This window comes from Micromonospora sp. NPDC049151 (assembly GCF_040648395.1).
GTDB lineage: Bacteria > Actinomycetota > Actinomycetes > Mycobacteriales > Micromonosporaceae > Micromonospora.
On sequence record NZ_JBEZDP010000023.1, the window covers coordinates 49,425 to 64,638 of the forward strand.

18 protein-coding genes are annotated in these 15,214 nt (G+C 74.0%); 8 read left to right on the top strand and 10 right to left on the bottom strand.

Annotated features, from left to right (window positions below):
• Window positions 1-81: 81 nt before the first annotated feature.
• Window positions 82-969 (top strand): MHYT domain-containing protein, encoded by an 888-nt coding sequence (locus AB0B20_RS23555; protein WP_357384377.1) that lies wholly within the window; start codon window positions 82-84, stop codon window positions 967-969.
• Between the two features lie 8 nt (window positions 970-977).
• Here AB0B20_RS23555 and AB0B20_RS23560 read toward each other — a convergent pair whose 3' ends face one another.
• Window positions 978-1,901 carry a 5'-3' exonuclease gene (locus AB0B20_RS23560; RefSeq protein WP_357473444.1) on the bottom strand — a complete coding sequence of 308 codons (924 nt, stop codon included), beginning with the start codon at window positions 1,899-1,901 and terminating at the stop codon, window positions 978-980.
• 100 nt (window positions 1,902-2,001) lie between these two features.
• Here AB0B20_RS23560 and AB0B20_RS23565 point away from each other — a divergent pair, with 100 nt between their 5' ends.
• Together AB0B20_RS23565 and AB0B20_RS23570 are read left to right on the top strand one after the other, a co-directional pair.
• A complete protein-coding gene (locus AB0B20_RS23565; protein ID WP_357473447.1) occupies window positions 2,002-3,087 on the top strand; it encodes a DUF4037 domain-containing protein in 1,086 nt (361 codons plus the stop codon).
• A gap of 127 nt (window positions 3,088-3,214) precedes the next feature.
• Window positions 3,215-4,594: a PHB depolymerase family esterase gene (locus tag AB0B20_RS23570; protein ID WP_357473450.1), complete on the top strand. Its 1,380-nt coding sequence runs from the start codon at window positions 3,215-3,217 to the stop codon at window positions 4,592-4,594.
• A gap of 78 nt (window positions 4,595-4,672) precedes the next feature.
• On the opposite strand, the gene AB0B20_RS23575 is transcribed toward AB0B20_RS23570, so the two are convergent.
• The 4 genes from AB0B20_RS23575 to AB0B20_RS23590 all read right to left on the bottom strand — a co-directional run bounded on the left by AB0B20_RS23575 (window position 4,673) and on the right by AB0B20_RS23590 (window position 7,158).
• A complete protein-coding gene (locus AB0B20_RS23575) occupies window positions 4,673-5,431 on the bottom strand; it encodes a glycosyltransferase family 2 protein (protein WP_357473453.1) in 759 nt (252 codons plus the stop codon).
• 84 nt (window positions 5,432-5,515) lie between these two features.
• Window positions 5,516-6,154 carry a YdcF family protein gene (locus AB0B20_RS23580; RefSeq protein ID WP_357473456.1) on the bottom strand — a complete coding sequence of 213 codons (639 nt, stop codon included), beginning with the start codon at window positions 6,152-6,154 and terminating at the stop codon, window positions 5,516-5,518.
• A gap of 21 nt (window positions 6,155-6,175) precedes the next feature.
• On the bottom strand, window positions 6,176-6,445 hold the full coding sequence (locus tag AB0B20_RS23585) for a DUF4873 domain-containing protein (protein ID WP_357384389.1): 270 nt from the start codon (window positions 6,443-6,445) through the stop codon (window positions 6,176-6,178).
• Window positions 6,442-7,158, bottom strand: coding sequence for a TetR family transcriptional regulator (locus tag AB0B20_RS23590; protein ID WP_357384391.1), 717 nt, complete (start codon window positions 7,156-7,158; stop codon window positions 6,442-6,444). The genes AB0B20_RS23585 and AB0B20_RS23590 overlap by 4 nt, the downstream gene beginning before the upstream one ends.
• 48 nt (window positions 7,159-7,206) lie before the next feature.
• Here AB0B20_RS23590 and AB0B20_RS23595 point away from each other — a divergent pair, with 48 nt between their 5' ends.
• A complete protein-coding gene (locus AB0B20_RS23595; protein ID WP_357473459.1) occupies window positions 7,207-8,109 on the top strand; it encodes a diiron oxygenase in 903 nt (300 codons plus the stop codon).
• Window positions 8,110-8,152: 43 nt separating this feature from the next.
• On the opposite strand, the gene AB0B20_RS23600 is transcribed toward AB0B20_RS23595, so the two are convergent.
• The 5 genes from AB0B20_RS23600 to AB0B20_RS23620 form a co-directional block, all read right to left on the bottom strand.
• Window positions 8,153-9,592: a cellulase family glycosylhydrolase gene (locus AB0B20_RS23600; protein ID WP_357384652.1), complete on the bottom strand. Its 1,440-nt coding sequence runs from the start codon at window positions 9,590-9,592 to the stop codon at window positions 8,153-8,155.
• Between the two features lie 138 nt (window positions 9,593-9,730).
• Window positions 9,731-10,015: a BON domain-containing protein gene (locus tag AB0B20_RS23605; RefSeq protein ID WP_357384654.1), complete on the bottom strand. Its 285-nt coding sequence runs from the start codon at window positions 10,013-10,015 to the stop codon at window positions 9,731-9,733.
• Window positions 10,015-10,581, bottom strand: a complete 567-nt coding sequence (locus AB0B20_RS23610; RefSeq protein ID WP_357473461.1) for an STAS domain-containing protein — start codon at window positions 10,579-10,581, stop codon at window positions 10,015-10,017. Before AB0B20_RS23610 ends, AB0B20_RS23605 begins: the two co-directional genes overlap by 1 nt.
• Entirely contained in the window at window positions 10,578-10,892 is a 315-nt protein-coding gene (locus AB0B20_RS23615; RefSeq protein WP_357384397.1) for a hypothetical protein, read from the bottom strand. The genes AB0B20_RS23610 and AB0B20_RS23615 overlap by 4 nt, the downstream gene beginning before the upstream one ends.
• Window positions 10,893-10,901: 9 nt before the next feature.
• On the bottom strand, window positions 10,902-11,267 hold the full coding sequence (locus AB0B20_RS23620; protein ID WP_357473464.1) for an STAS domain-containing protein: 366 nt from the start codon (window positions 11,265-11,267) through the stop codon (window positions 10,902-10,904).
• 149 nt (window positions 11,268-11,416) lie between these two features.
• Here AB0B20_RS23620 and AB0B20_RS23625 point away from each other — a divergent pair, with 149 nt between their 5' ends.
• The 4 genes from AB0B20_RS23625 (at window position 11,417) to AB0B20_RS23640 (ending at window position 14,948) form a co-directional block, all read left to right on the top strand.
• Window positions 11,417-12,091, top strand: coding sequence for a response regulator transcription factor (locus tag AB0B20_RS23625; protein ID WP_357384401.1), 675 nt, complete (start codon window positions 11,417-11,419; stop codon window positions 12,089-12,091).
• Window positions 12,088-13,437, top strand: coding sequence for a HAMP domain-containing sensor histidine kinase (locus AB0B20_RS23630; protein WP_357473467.1), 1,350 nt, complete (start codon window positions 12,088-12,090; stop codon window positions 13,435-13,437). Before AB0B20_RS23625 ends, AB0B20_RS23630 begins: the two co-directional genes overlap by 4 nt.
• Complete coding sequence (locus AB0B20_RS23635) at window positions 13,434-13,997, top strand: GerMN domain-containing protein (RefSeq protein WP_357473470.1); 564 nt, start codon at window positions 13,434-13,436, stop codon at window positions 13,995-13,997. The genes AB0B20_RS23630 and AB0B20_RS23635 overlap by 4 nt, the downstream gene beginning before the upstream one ends.
• A 141-nt stretch (window positions 13,998-14,138) precedes the next feature.
• Window positions 14,139-14,948: a SigB/SigF/SigG family RNA polymerase sigma factor gene (locus AB0B20_RS23640; RefSeq protein ID WP_357384407.1), complete on the top strand. Its 810-nt coding sequence runs from the start codon at window positions 14,139-14,141 to the stop codon at window positions 14,946-14,948.
• Window positions 14,949-15,214 lie beyond the last annotated feature (266 nt).

Genomic DNA, 15,214 nt, shown 5'->3' on the forward strand with positions numbered 1-15,214 from the left:
GCGCCCTGACCAGGTACTGCCCGATCATTGCCCGGGAGCGCCGTGGCTTCGCGCTCGTGGGCGGATGTGAGGGAAGGGCTCGTGGGCGAGATCAATCACTTCGAGTACGGGTGGATCACACCCGCGCTCAGCTACGCGTTGTCGGTGCTCGGTTCGGCGCTCGGGCTGGTCTGCGCCGGGCGGATCCGGACCGCCACCAGCGGCGGCCAGCGCGTCTGGTGGGGCCTGCTCGCCGCGTGGGCGCTGGGTGGCACCGCCATCTGGGCCATGCACTTCATGGCGATGCTCGGGTTCGCCGTCGGCGGCACCCGGATCCGCTACGACGTGCCGCTGACGGCTGCCAGCACGGCGATCGCGGTGGGCGCGGTCGGCATCGGGCTGTGGATCGTGGGCACTGGCCGGCTCGCCGCGCCCCGGCTGCTGGCCGGCGGCTTCTTCACCGGCACCGGGGTGGCCGCCATGCACTACACCGGCATGGCCGCGATGCGCCTGGACGGCTCGTTCGGCTACGACCCGCTGCGGGTGACGTTGTCCGTGGTCATCGCGATCGTGGCCGCCACCGTGGCGCTCTGGCTGGCGATGACCGTGCGGCGGGCGCTCGCCATCGGCGCCTCGGCGCTGGTCATGGGCATCGCTGTCAACGGCATGCACTTCACCGGCATGAGCGCCCTGTCGGTGCACCTGCACGAGAGCCGCGGCCCGGCCTCCGGCACCGAGGTGAGCGGCCTGCTGGTGCCGATCGTGCTGGCGGTGGTCTTCGGTGTGGTCGGGCTGGTCTACGCGCTGCTCGCCGCGCCGTCGGACGACGACCGCGCCGGTCTGGCGTACGTCAGCTCGCGGCTCGGCGAGGAGCCGCGGACCGCCCCGGCCGAACCGGCGCCGGACCCGGTCGGCCTGCGCGCCCGCTCGACGCTGGCGCAGCCCGGCGCCCAGTTCCCGACCCGCCGGAACACCGACCGCCCTTCGTGATCAACTGATCACTGTCGGTCGCCCGCTAGTGCGTCCACCAGGCGGCGGCACGAGCCGGCCAGGTTCCAGCGCTGGGCCAGCTCCAGCAGCCGGTCCGGGTCGGCGGGGGCCGTCGGCAGCGTCGGGTCCAGCTCGGGCAGCGGCACGTCGGTGGCGACCCGGACCACCTTCGGCGCCACGGCCAGGTAGTCACGGGCGGCGTCGAGCTTGGCCCGCAGGCCGGGGGCGAAACCGGAGCGCGGGTCGTCGAGCGCGGCCAGGATGCCGTCCAGCCCGCCGTAGCGGTCGATCAGCCGGGCCGCGGTCTTCTCGCCGACCCCGGCCACACCCGGCAGCCCGTCGCTGGGGTCGCCGCGCAGCGCCGCGAAGTCGGCGTACCGGTCGGCCGGCACGCCGTAGCGGGTGCGGACCGCCGCGTCGTCGCAGTCGTCCAGCTTGGCCACGCCCCGGCCCACGTAGAGCAGGCGCACCGGATGCGCGTCGTCGACGAGCTGGAACAGGTCGCGATCGCCGGAGACCACCTCGACCGGGCCCGGCTGGGTCACCGCGAGCGTGCCGAGCACGTCGTCGGCCTCGTAGCCGGTCGCGCCCACGACCGGGATGCCGAGCGCGTCCAGCACCTCCAGGATCATCGGCACCTGCGGGGACAGCGTGTCCGGCACGACCTCGCCGCCCTCGGGCGCGACCCGGTGCGCCTTGTACGACGGCAGCAGCTCCACCCGCCACGCCGGGCGCCAGTCGTGGTCCATCGCGCAGATCATCCGGTCGGGCCGGCGGGTGCGCACGAGCTGGGCGAGCATGTCGAGGAAGCCGCGTACGGCGTTCACCGGCTGGCCGTCGCCGGTCCTGGCGGCCGACTCGGGGATGCCGAAGTAGGCGCGGAAGTAGAGGCTGGGGGAGTCGATCAGGAGGATCGGCTGTCGGTGTGCCACGCCGGCAAGCCTTCCACAGCCCTGTGACGAGATGGGGGAGGCGACCGCCGGGCGGGGAAACCCGGGGGCGCGCGGGGCCCGCGCTGCGCAGACTGGCGGGGTGAGCTTCGTACCCGGCCTGACCCTGGCCCGCCGGTTCCACGACGAGGTGGTGGGTCCGCTGCTGGCGCGGCGGCTGCCCGGCCTGCCGTACTCCGCCGGCCTGCTCGACGGCGGTTCCGAGCTGCTCGGCCTCGACACGCCGCGCTCCACCGACCACGACTGGGGCCCGCGTACCCAGGTCTTCGTGGCGGACGCGCACGACGTGGCACCGGTACGGGCGGTGCTCGACGCGGAGTTGCCGGCGCGGTTCCTCGGCTGGCCGACCCGGTACGCCGGCGGGCCGGAAGCGCGGCTCGGCACGGTCCACGCCGACGGCGCCCGGCACGGCGTGAGCGTGGACGAGCTGGGCGGATGGCTGCGGGAGCGGCTGGGCACCGACCCGCGCTCCGGGCTGACGACCGCCGACTGGCTGGCGACACCGACGCAGCGGCTGGCGGAGCTGACCGGGGGAGCGGTGTTCCACGACGGGCTCGACGGCGCGCTCACCGCCGTCCGGGCCCGGCTCGCCTGGTATCCGGACGACGTGTGGCGGCACGTGCTGGCGTCCGGCTGGCAGCGGGTCGCGCAGGCCGAGCACCTGGCCGGCCGGTGTGCCGAGGTCGGCGACGACCTGGGCAGCCGGGTCGTGGTCGCCGGACTGGCCCGGGATCTGATGCGCCTCGGCCTGCTGTTGCACCGGCGCTGGCCGCCGTACGCGAAATGGCTCGGCACGGTGTTCGCGACGCTGCCGGCCGCGACGCCGGTGGTGGACGGGCTCGGCGCCGCGCTCGGCCCGGGTGACTGGGCGGCCCGGGAGCCCGGCCTGGTGGGGGCGCTGGAGACGGTGGCCGGCTGGACCAACGACGCCGCGCTGGCGCCGCCGGTGGACCCGGCCGCCCGGCCGTTCCACGACCGGCCGTTCCTGGTGCTGCACGCCGGCCGGTTCGTCGAGGCGCTGCGCGCCGCGATCACCGACCCGCAGCTGCGCGACCGGCCGCCGGTGGGGGCGGTGGACCAGTACGTGGACAACGTGGACGTGCTCACCCGCCCGGACCGGGCGCGCCGGGTGGCCGCTGCGGTTGTCCGCCCGCCGGTCGGGGCCTAGACTCCGATTCGGGTCGCATCGATCCGCGACTGTCTATCTCGTCTCCGAGGGTCCGGGCCGCCCGTCGCAGGCGCCTCGCCGGCGAGAACGCTGCCACCTGCGGCGTTCCCACCACCGAGGAGAACACATGCTGTCCAGAATGAGCAGACTCCGGCTGCTCGGCGCGGCGCTGGCCGCCGCCGGGCTCGCCGTCGGGGCGGCGCTCGCCCTACCGGGGCCGGCCTCGGCCGCCGCGCTGACCGAGGTGACGAACTTCGGCACCAACCCGAGCAACCTGCGCATGTACCTGTACGTACCGGACACCGTCGCGGCCCGCCCCGGGCTGCTCGTGGTGAACCACTACTGCACCGGCAGCGGCCCGGCCATGTACTCCGGCACCCAGTTCGCGGCGCTCGCCGACCGGTACGGCTACATCGTGGTCTACCCGTCGGTGACCCGCAGCAGCAAGTGCTTCGACGTCTCCTCGCCGCAGGCGCTGCGCCGCGACGGCGGCAGCGACCCGGTGGGCGTCAAGTCGATGGTGGACTACGTGCGGCAGCGCTACCCGGTCGACTCGCAGCGGATCTTCACCACGGGCACGTCGTCCGGCGCGATGATGACGAACGTGCTGCTCGGCGACTACCCGGACGTGTTCCGGGCCGGTGCCGCGTTTGCCGGTGTGCCGTTCGGCTGCTTCGCCACCACGAACGGCTCCGAGTGGAACAGCGAGTGCGCCAACGGCCAGGTGCTGAAGACCCCGCAGCAGTGGGGTGACCTGGTGCGCAACGCCTACCCCGGCTACACCGGCCCGCGCCCGCGGATGCAGCTCTGGCACGGCACGAACGACGAGACGCTGCGCTACCCGAACTTCGGCGAGGAGATCGACCAGTGGACCAACGTGAACGGGCTGAGCCAGACGCCCGCGTACACGGACAGTCCGCAGCCCGGCTACACCCGCACCCGCTACGGCGGCACCGGCGGCACCGCGACTGTCGAGGCGATCAGCATGCAGGGCGTCACGCACAACCTGCCGGTCGACGCGGCCCAGGCCATCCGCTTCTTCGGCCTGGACTCCACCGCGCCCCCGACCACGGCGCCCCCGACGACCGCGCCCCCGACGAGCGCGCCCCCGACGACCGCGCCCCCGACCACGGCGCCGCCGACCACCGCGCCGCCCACCACCGCGCCACCGACCACGCCGCCGCCGTCGGGCGCCTGCCGGATCGGGTACGTGGTGAACGCCTGGAACAACGGGCTGACCGCCGCGGTGACCATCACCAACACGTCCACCATCGCGCTCAACGGCTGGACCCTCGCGTTCACGCTGCCGGGCGGCCAGACGATCACCGGCGGCTGGAACGCCACGTACAGCCCGTCCAGTGGCGCGGTGACCGCCCGCAACGTGTCCTACAACGCGTCGATCCCGCCGGGCGGCTCGGTGGACATCGGCTTCCAGGCCACCCACACCGGCAACACCGGTAGACCCGGATCGTTCACGCTCAACGGCAACCCCTGCACGAGCGCCTGACCATCAGCGCCGGTACGCCGGGACGGCGGCATCCCCGAGTGATGCCCGCCGTCCCGGCGAACCCGGGCGCCGGCCCGCTCAGCGGGTCCGGGCCGCGGACGTGCGCGACGACGTCGTGACGGCGGCCGGGACACCGTCCACAGCGGAGCGCCCGGTCAGCCGGGCGAGGGCGGAGGCGACCAGCGGCCGGTAGATCCGTACCGAGTCGGCGAGCGCGGAGAAGTGCGAACCCGCGTTGTCGCCGTGGTAATGGGTGGCGATCTCCACCTGCTCGACCGGCAGTCCGGCGCGCGCCAGCCGCAGCAGCACCGTCATCTCGTACTCGAACCGGTCGCCGGGGAGCGTGCCGAGCCAGCCGAGCAGGGCCGCCGGGTAGGCACGCAGGCCGGTCTGGGTGTCGCGCACGTCCCGGCCGGTCGCCAGCCGGAACGCCACCCGCGTCGCCGCGTTGCCGAACCGGCTGCGCGCCGGGACCTCACCCTCGAATTCGCGTACGCCAAGCGTCGGCGCTCCGGTGACGCGCATCCGCTCCGCCACCCGGCACACGTCGGGCACGCTGTGCTGGCCGTCGGCGTCCACACACACCACGTCGCGTCCCGGGTGACGCGTCGCGGCGTACCGGAAGCCGGTGCGCAGCACCACGCCCTTGCCCCGGTTGACCCGGCGGCGCAGCACCGTCGCGCCCCGGGCGCGGGCCGCGCGCAACACGGCGTCGGCGGCCGGGCCGCTGCCGTCGTCGACGACGAGCACGTCCGCGCCGGGCAGCGCGTCCTTCAGGTCGCCGACCAGCGGTGGCAGCCGGTCGCCCGGTCGGTACACCGGCACGAGCACGATCACGGGGCCTCCCGGGGTGGTCTCGCCCGCCGGCACGGCCCGCCGGGTCGATCGAGGACGGTCGTACCCCCGGCGCGCTCGCGTGAATCACCGTCGGGGCGTGAGGCGTCCGATCCGGTCGGCGGCGCGGGTCAGCGTCCGCTCGCGGCGCAGCGACGCCTCCGGGGTACGCACACCCAGGAAGCCGATCCGGCTGAACGCCCGGGCGGCCCGCTCCCGCCGCACGGGCACCGGATCGGGCGCGGTCACCGGCACGTCGGCCAGCGCCGGGCCGGACAGGCCGAGCACGCGCGCGGCGAGCAGCCGGACGCGCGGCAGGTGCCACGGGTGGGAGACCAGCCCGAGCGGGCGCCGCCCGGTGAACTCCGCCCCGCCCAGCAAGCCGTCCTGGACGGTGTGCGCCAGGTTCTGCACTGTGGTGCGGGAGCGGGTCTCGGCGGCCGACCGGGCGTACGCGTCGAGCCCGGCCTCGCGCGCCAGCGCCCGCATCAGCTCGGCCTCGCGGAAGCCGGGCGGCGGGCCCGGCGCGCCGGCCGGGCCGTGCGGCCAGCCGCCGGTGAACACCACCCGCGCGTCCGGCGCGCGCCGGAACGCCTCGGCGTGTGCCCGGACGTAGGCCACCGCGGCCTCGGTGCGCGCGACGCTCTCCGCGGTGAGCCGGTAGCCGCCGTCGCCGGCCACCACTCCGCGGCCGAAGACCAGCAGCACTGTGGCGGGAGGCGTCATCCCTTCACGGTACGGCGCGGATCACTCGTCGTCCGGCGGCCAGGGCGGCGTGCCGACGCCGGTGATGCGGACGCCGCCCCACGGGTCCACCTCGGTCAGCCGGGCCCGGGTGGCCCGTTCGCCGATCCGGACCTCCACGTCGCGGCGGCCGGAGCGCAGCAGCCGGACCAGGCGCGGCTCCGGCTCCACCCGCCCGGCCCAGTGGTAGCGACCGTCGACCGGCTCGAACCGTCCACCGGCGTGCAGCCGTACCGTGGTGCCGGCGATCTCGGCCGTGCCCTCCCACGTCATCTGTCGATCCGCTCGTGCGCGCGGGTCAGCTCCGGCGGCAGGTCCGCGCCGCGCCGGACCCCCTCGATGCCGCTCCACAGCAGCGTGGTCAGGTATTCGGTGAGCGCGGCCCGGTGGATCGGCTGCCCGTGCGTGGTCCACCAGTCGCCGACCGCCTGGACGAACCCGACCAGCCCGTACGCCCACGGCTCGGCCGGGCCGGCGTCGAGGCCGAGCGCGCGCAGCCGGTCGCCGATGACCCGGGCCAGCCCGGTCGCGACCTGCCGGCTGGTGCCGGTGACCACCTGCTGGATGCCGGGGTGCCCGGACTCGTGCACGAGGAACCGGTAGAGCGAGGGCTCGAACTCCACCACGCTCAGGTACGCGTCGATTGTCGCCTCGACCAGCGCCCGCTCCTCGCGTACCTGCTCCACGGCGGGCGCGATGGCGGCCACCACGCGTTCCGCGACCACCTCGCTGACCGCGAGCCAGAGCTGGGCCTTGTCGGCGAAGTAGCGGTAGAGCACCGGTTTGCTGACCCCGGCGGTGGCGGCGACCTGGTCCATGTCGACGGTCGGGCCGTGCCGCAGCAGCGCCTGCACGGCGGCCGCGATCAGTTCCTGCCGCCGCTGTTCGCGGTGGTCGGCCCAGCGGTCGCGCCGCCCGCCGGGGCGGGGCGCGGCCGGCTCCCCGGCGGCGTCGGGGCCATTGACATCGGTGGTGGTGCGTCGCATGCTACCACTCGTAACAGTTACTCGAAGTTACGTCAATATGGAGGGGTCATGGAGCGGACGACGGCCGGATTCCCCCGCGAGGCGGTCGCCGATCGACTGCTCTCCGCCTCGGTGCGCACCAGCTACGACCCCGTGGTGGACATCGACTGGTCGGCGCCGCCGGTGCCCGGCGCGTACTGGCTGCCGCCGTCGCGCAGCAGCCTCTACGGCACCGCGCTGTGGGACGGTCTGACCGAGGACCAGCGGGTCGAGCTGACCAAGCACGAGGTCGCCAGCGCGGCCAGCGCCGGGATCTGGTTCGAGACGATCCTCATGCAGATGCTGATCCGGCAGTACTACGACGCCGACCCGACCAGCCGGCACGCCCAGTACGCGCTCACCGAGGTCGCCGACGAGTGCCGGCACTCCATCATGTTCGGCCGGCTCATCGAGGCGACCGGCGCCCCGGTCTACCGCGCCGAGCCGTTCGACCACCTGCTCGGACGCTGGCTCAAGTCCACAGCCGCGGGCCCGCAGATGTACGCGGCCATCCTGATCGCCGAGGAGATCCTCGACTCGTTCCAGCGCGAGATCATGGCCGACGAGTCGTTGCAGCCGCTGATCCGCATGGTGTCACGCATCCACGTGGTGGAGGAGGCGCGGCACGTGCGATTCGCCCGTGACGAGCTGACCCGGCAGGTCGAGGCCGCCGGGCCGGTGGCGCTCGCGTACGCGCGGCTGGTGATCGGCCGGGCCGCGTACTCGATCACGCGGCGGCTGGTGCACCCGCGGGCGTACGCGGCGGTCGGGATCGACCCGGCGGCCGGCCGGGCCGCGGCGCGGGCCAACCCGCACTGGCGGGCCACGCTGCGCTGGTCCGCGCAGCGAATCGCCGACCACCTGACCGAGCTGGGACTCGTCGCCGGGCCGGGCCGGGTGCTGTGGCGCCGGGCCGGGCTGGTGGAGGGCTGACCGGCGGCGACCCGAAGGGGAAGGACCGCCGCCGGCTGCCCGGTCAGGAGGTGGGGAAGTTGTCCGGGGTACGGATCCGGTCGCGCATGTACGCGCCGGACTCGGTGAGCACCGACGTCCCGCCGAACGAGCCGGACGCGCAGGTGCCCGGCCGCAGCGCCGCCGAGCCCTCGGGGGCGTCCGAGAACGTCCAGTTGGCGTAGCTGATCTTCAACCGGTCGAGCAGGTCGAGCCAGGCGTTGCTGCTGGCGGTGTCGACGGCGCCGTCACCGGTGTAGGTGACGGTGCCGAACTCGGTGACGAACAGCGGGAGCCGGCTCGCCGCCCGCTGCACCTCGTTGCGGTAGTTGTCCTTGTGCGACGCGGCGTAGAAGTGGAACGTGTACATGATGTTCTGCGCCCGCACCGGGTTGTCGACGATCTCGTCGGAGTTGGCGCCGTCGGAGACGCCGAGCGAGGACCAGCCGCGCGTGCCGACGATGACCACCGCGTCCGGGTCGTTCGCCCGGATCACCGGGATGACCTGCTCGGCGTAGTTGCGGATGGTCGACCAGCTGACCCCGTTCGGTTCGTTGGTGATCTCGTAGATCACGTTCTTCTTCGCGGCGTTGCGCGCCGACACGTTGGCGAAGAACGTCTTGGCCCGGTCCAGGTTGTACGTCGGGTCGCCGGGCGTCAGCGTGTGGAAGTCGATAAGCGCGTACATGCCCCGGGCCTCGGCCTTGTCCACGAGCGAGTTCACCTGGTTGGTGAAGCCGGCCGGGTTGGTCTCGTAGCCCTGCTCCTGCACGTACATCGAGATGCGCAGCAGGTCGGCACGCCAGTCGTTCGCCAGCACGTCGAGCGAGGCGTCGGTGTAGCAGTTGGCGAACCACTGGAGGCCGTGGGTGCTCATGCCGCGCAGCTGGATCGGCCGTCCGTACTGGTTGCAGAGGTTGACGCCGCAGACCCGCAACTGGCCGTTGATCGCGACCGGCGTGGTGCCGGTCGGCGGGGGTGGCGTCGTGGGCGGCGGGGTCGTGGGCGGGGGAGTGGTCGCCGGTGGCGGCGTGCTCGTGCCGCCGGTGCAGGCCGTGCCGTTGAGCGTGAACGACGTGGGGCTCGGGTTCGACCCGGTCCACGAGCCGTTGAAGCCGACTGTGGTGCTCGCGCCGGTGCCGAGCGCGCCGTTGTAGTCCAGGCTGCGCGCGGTGACCGCCGGGCCGCTCTGCTGCCAGGTGGCCGACCAGCCCTGCACGACCCGCTGGCCGCCGTCGGGGAAGGTGAAGCCCAGCGTCCAGTTGCTCACCGGGTCGCCGAGGTTGCGCACCGTGACGCCGGCGGTGAAGCCGCCGGGCCACGAGTTGGTGGTGTAGGTGACGGCGCAGCCGGTCGCCGCCATCGCGTTCGTCGACGGCAGCACGGCGGTCGCCGCCAGGGCGAGCGCGCCTACCGCGCCGCCGACGAGCAGGTGCCGCCGGGACGGGCGGGGAATCGAGAACATACGGGAAGGTCCCATCGTCTGGATGGTGATCGGACGGTGCCCGTCGTGAACCTGCCCGGAAAGCTCGACGTGGCGGCCTGGGGGAGCGCTCCCACGGCAGAGCGTAGAGGTGGACGCCGATGCGTGCAACCACCGCGCTCAGCGGCCGCCGCGCCGCCCGCCGTAGAGCCGCAGCGCGTTGCAGACGTCGAACACGCCCGGCACGTCCCAGGCCAGCTCGGCGGCGACCAGACGCGTCGCCGGGTCGGCCACCAGGCCGGCGAGGATCACCACCCGGTTCTGCACGGTCACGGTGATCTGCTGCCGCCGGGTGGTCCAGTCGGCGCTGAGCCGCTGCGCGACGAGCGACGCGAGCCGGGTGTCCGCGTCGTCGGGATCCGGCCCGCCGCCGGTGAACGGGAACTCGGGGTACGGCCAGGGCATCACCACGGGGAGGGCTCCTTCTGTTCGGTCAGGACCGGCCGGCGGGACGCGGGCCCCGGTGCCGGGACGCGGCCGTCGACGACTGTGAAGACGCCGTCGAGCCGCATGGTGTGCAGCACGGTGAGCACGAACCGCGACGGCGACAGCAGGCCCAGCCGCCGGCCGTCGCGCCGGGCGTCCTGGTGCGCGCGCACCAGCAGGCTGAGCCCGGCGGAGTCGATCACCTCCAGCCCGGACAGGTCGACCAGCTCCAGGTCGTCGCGGACGGAGCGCTCGGCGAGGGCACGGCGTACCGTCGCGGCCGGGTCGGCGTCGTGGGCGGCCGGTGTGCCGGCGACCTGTTCCAGCTCGTCCAGGCCCAGGCCGTCGTCGGCGATGGCCGCCCGGGTGCTGCACCGGGGGCAGTGGTGCGGTCCGGACGCGAACGGGGAGCCGACCCAGTCGTGCTCGAACACCAGCGTCCACACCACCTCGGCGTCGGGCAGTGTGGCGCCCGTGCCGGTGACGCTGTCGCCGCAGCCGTCGCAGATGAGCATCATCAGGTGGTCCGCGGGTACGACAGTCACACCTCCTCCTTTCGCCGGCCACCCGGCGCGGGCGGCGTCTGCCCCTCGGCCTCCGACCGGCCGGCGGCCACCACCGCGAGCACGACCGCCACGGCGGCGAAGCCGATCTCGACCATCAGCGGCAGCAGCGTCGAGCCGCCGGTGCGGTGATCGACCAGCCCGACCACGATCGCGCCGAGCAGAGCGGCCGCCACGCCGAGCGCGAGCGTCAGCCAGACCGGGACGGCCTTGCGCCCGGGCAGGACGAGGCGTCCCAACCCGCCGACGGCCAGGCCCACCACGAGCGCTCCGACGAGCGTGCTGCCGGTCACCTATCCTCCTCAGCGTGCTGCGGACGCGACCCGGGCCCGGCCGCGCGCGGCCGGACGGGGCGTGTCGACGACGGGTACCGCACCGAGCCCGGAGGTCTCCAGGATGCGTCGGATCCGCGGGTGTGGACTGCTCAGCGTGAGCCGGCCGTCCTGCCGCGCCAGCCGGCGGTGCACGTCCAGCAGCAGCGCGACGGCGGCCGGGTCGACATGCCGGCATCCGGCGAGGTCGATCGTCAGCTCGCGGGGCCGCAGCGCGAGGATGCGGTCCAGCACGTGGGCGACCTCGGGCAGCCCGGCGAGGTCCAACTCGTCGGTGATGTCCACGCGCACGTGCGGCACGGCGGACTCCGGCGGGGACGGCAGGGTGGCGGGCATCGCGTCGCTTCCGTGGTCGGATCGGGGCAGACCTCACTCTGCGCGCGGATCTTGGAGGTCCCCGGACGGTTGTATGACGGTTCGATGACAAAAACCACGAACGGCCTACGCGATTGGGCGACCCGTGCGGGGCCGGTCATGATGCCCATATGACGGCCGTACTGGTGATCGAGGACGACGACCGCATCCGGCTCGCGCTGCAGCTCGCCCTGGAGGAGGAGGGCTACGAGGCGTACGGCGAGCCGACCGCCGAGGACGGCCTGCGCCGGCAGCGGGAGAAGCCGGCGGACTACGTGCTCGTCGACCTGATGCTGCCCGGCATGAACGGCTTCGACTGCATCCGGCAACTGCGCCGCGACGACGACGTGCCGGTCGTGGTGATCAGCGCCCGCGACGACACCCACGACATCGTCGCCGCGCTGGAGGCCGGCGCCGACGACTACGTGGTGAAGCCGGTCGCGATCAAGGAGCTGTCCGCCCGGCTGCGGGCGCTGCGGCGGCGCGTACGCACGGTGTCCGGACCCGTCCCCGCCCAGTTCTTCGGCGACCTGGAGATCAGCGCGGAGGCCGGCGAGGTGCGGCGCTCGGGCCAGCCGGTGCCGGTCACCCGGACCGAGTTCCGGCTGCTCTGCGAGCTGGCCGAGCACGCCGGGCGGGTGCTGTCGCGCCAGCAGTTGCTCAGCCGGGTCTGGGGCTACGAGACCGGCGACGAGCGGCTGGTCGACGTGCACGTGGGCCGGCTGCGGCAGAAGATCGAACCCGACCCGGCCAATCCGCGCCACCTGGTCACCCTGCGCGGTCTCGGCTACAAGCTGCAGCGATGACCCGTCCCGGACTCCGCGCCCGGGTCACCGCGGCGTTCGCCGTCGGCGCGTTGCTGCTGTCGGCGCTGATGGCCCTCTTCTCGTACGACCTGACCCGGCGCTCGCTGCTCGACGAGCGGGAGCGCGCGGCGGTGCGGGCCGCCTACTACGACGCCGCCGTGGTCCGCTCCGGCCTGGACACCGGCACCCCGGACGTGGTGGCGGTGCTGCGCTCGCTCGACACCGGCAGCGCCCGCCGGCCGCTGCTGCACCTGCCCGACGGCTGGTACGCCCGGACCGCCGACGTGGGCGCCAGCTCGGTGCCGCCGGAGTTGCAGCGCATGGTGGCCGACGGCAAGCCCGCGGTGCAGCGCATCCGGCTCGACGGTCAGCCCGCGCTGCTGGTCGGCGTACCGCTGCCCGGCGCGCTCGGCTACTACGAGCTGACCTCGCTGCGGGAGGTCGAGGAGACCTTCCAGGTGGTGGGGCTGGCGCTGATCGCCGTGGCGATCATGGTCGCCGGGGCGGGCGCGGCGCTCGGCTGGTACGCCACCCGGCACAGCCTGCGGCCGCTCACCGCGGTGGCCGACGCGGCGGAGCGGATCGCGGGCGGCGATTTCGCCACCCGGCTCGACCCGACCACCGATCCCGACCTCACCCGCCTGTCCAGCTCGTTCAACGAGATGGTCGACAAGCTGGTGCACCGCATCGAGCGGGACCGGCGCTTCGCCGCCGACGTGAGCCACGAGCTGCGCTCGCCGTTGCAGACCCTGTCCGCCGCCGCGAGCGTGCTCAACCGTCGCCGGGAGCACCAGGACGAACGCACCGCGACCGCGGCGGGCCTGGTGGCCGACGAGGTGACCCGGTTCCAGCGCCTGGTCGACGACCTGATCCAGCTGGCCCGCACCGAGCAGCCGGCCCACCGCGAGACGGTCGACGTGGTGGAGCTGGCCCGGGCCTGCTGCCGGGAGCGGTCGCTGCCGGAGAGCCTGGTGACTGTCGACGGCGACGCCCCGCACCTGTGGTGGGTCGACCGGCGCAGGTTCGCCCAGACACTGCTGAACCTCGTCGAGAACGCCGAGCGGTACGGCGGCGGGCCGGTCGCCGTACGCCTGGGCGGGCGCGACGGCGTGGGCGTGCTGGAGGTCGACGACGCCGGTCCGGGCGTGCCACCCGCCGACCGCGAGATCATCTTCGACAGGTTCGTCAGGGGCCGGGCGGCGCACGACCGGGCCGGCACCGACGGCACCGGCCTCGGGCTCGCCCTGGTGGCGCAGCACGCCGCCGCGCACGGGGGAACGGCCGCCGTGCTGGACCGCAAGCCCGGCGCGCGCTTCCGCGTGGAGCTGCCCGGAGCGCTGCGATGAGCCGGCGGCGGCTCCTGCCCGGCCTGCTCGTGGCCGTGCTGCTGGCCGGCTGCGGGGTGCCGGTGGACGACGAGCCCCGGCTGGTGCAGACGCCGCCCGGTGCGTTCCCGACCCCAGCCGTTTCCTCGACCGTCGACGCGGACGGGCGGGTGGACGAGCCGTTCTGCTTCGTCCGGGACGACGGCCTGGTCGTGGTCAAGCGCCGGGTCGACGGGCTGCCGGGGGTGGACGCGCACCTTCAGCACCTGCTGGCCGGGCCGGACGGCGGCGAGCGCCGGCAAGGGCTGAGCACGGCGCTTCCGGGCACCGTGGCGGTGGCCGGGGCGACGCTCGCCGGCACGCTGGCCACCGTCGACGTGCGCCAGGCGGGGGAGGAGACCGGCCGCAACGACGAGGTGCTCGCCTTCGGGCAGATCGTGTGCAGCCTCACTCAACGGCCCGACGTGTACAGCGTCGTGTTCCGCCGGGACGGGCAGCCGCTGGAGGTGCCGCGCGCGGACGGAAGCCTCTCCGCGCTGCCGCTCACCGCCGCCGACTACCGGCCGCTGATGCCCCGCTGACGCACCCTGATCGACCCTATGTCCGCATTGACACGAAATCTCCATCGTCCGTTCGGTTGATTTGGCCGTGGCCTTTGGTCTAGTGTGGCTGGCACGACCGGTGTGGGAGGCCACCCGTTCTCCGAGGACAGGAAGGGCAGCATGACCACGATGACCATGGCATCGACCGCGACCGAGGTGCACCGCGCGCCGCAGACCGGTGAGGAGTCCCGTGCCAGCGAGCTGATCACGGCGCTCGCCGCACTGCCCGCCGACCACCCGCAGCGGGCCGCCCTGCGCAACCAGGTCATCGAGGCGTGGCTGCCGCTGGCCAACCACCTCGCCGCCCGCTACAGCGGTCGCGGCGAGCCCGCCGGCGATCTGGCGCAGACCGCGGCGCTCGGCCTGATCAAGGCGGTCGACCGGTTCGACGCCTCGCGCGGTGTCGACTTCGCCGGCTTCGCCATCCCGACGATCCTGGGCGAGATCAAGCGGCACTTCCGCGACCGCACCTGGAACATCCGGGTCCCGCGCCGCCTCCAGGAGCTGCGGCTGCGCATCTCCGAGGCCAACAGCACGCTGACCCAGACGCTCAACCGGGCCCCGACCGTCGCCGACATCGCCGCCCACCTCGACGTCACCGAGGAAGAGGTCCTCGAGGGCCTGGAGGGCGCCCGCGCGTACAACGCGGTCTCGCTGTCCACCCCGATCGGCGACGGCGACAGCGCCACCGAGCTGGGCGACACCCTCGGCGCCGAGGACAACGAGTACGAGCTGGCCGAGCTGCGCGCCTCGCTGGGCCCGGCGCTCGCCACCCTCGACGAGCGCGAGCAGAAGATCCTCACGCTGCGCTTCTACGGCAACCTGACCCAGAGCGAGATCGCCGCCCGGGTCGGTGTCTCCCAGATGCACGTGTCCCGGCTGCTCGCCCGCGCGCTGACCAAGCTGCGTGGCCAGCTCACCGAGGCCTGATCCACCCCGACCACGACCCCCGCCGGCCACCCGGCGGGGGTCGAGTCGTGTGCACCCACTCCGGACCCTCTGTAGATCTTGGTACGGAAGCGCCCCCATGAGGGCGGCCCCGTACCAAGATCCGCGCAGTCCTGACCCCGGCCCGACGGGCTCTGCGTTGATCTTGCACTTTCGGCCCTCTTTTTGTCGGGATTGTTCCCTCTGCCGGGGCCGAAAGTGCAAGATCGCGGGGGCGGGGGCGGGGGCGGGGGCGGGGGCGGGGGCGG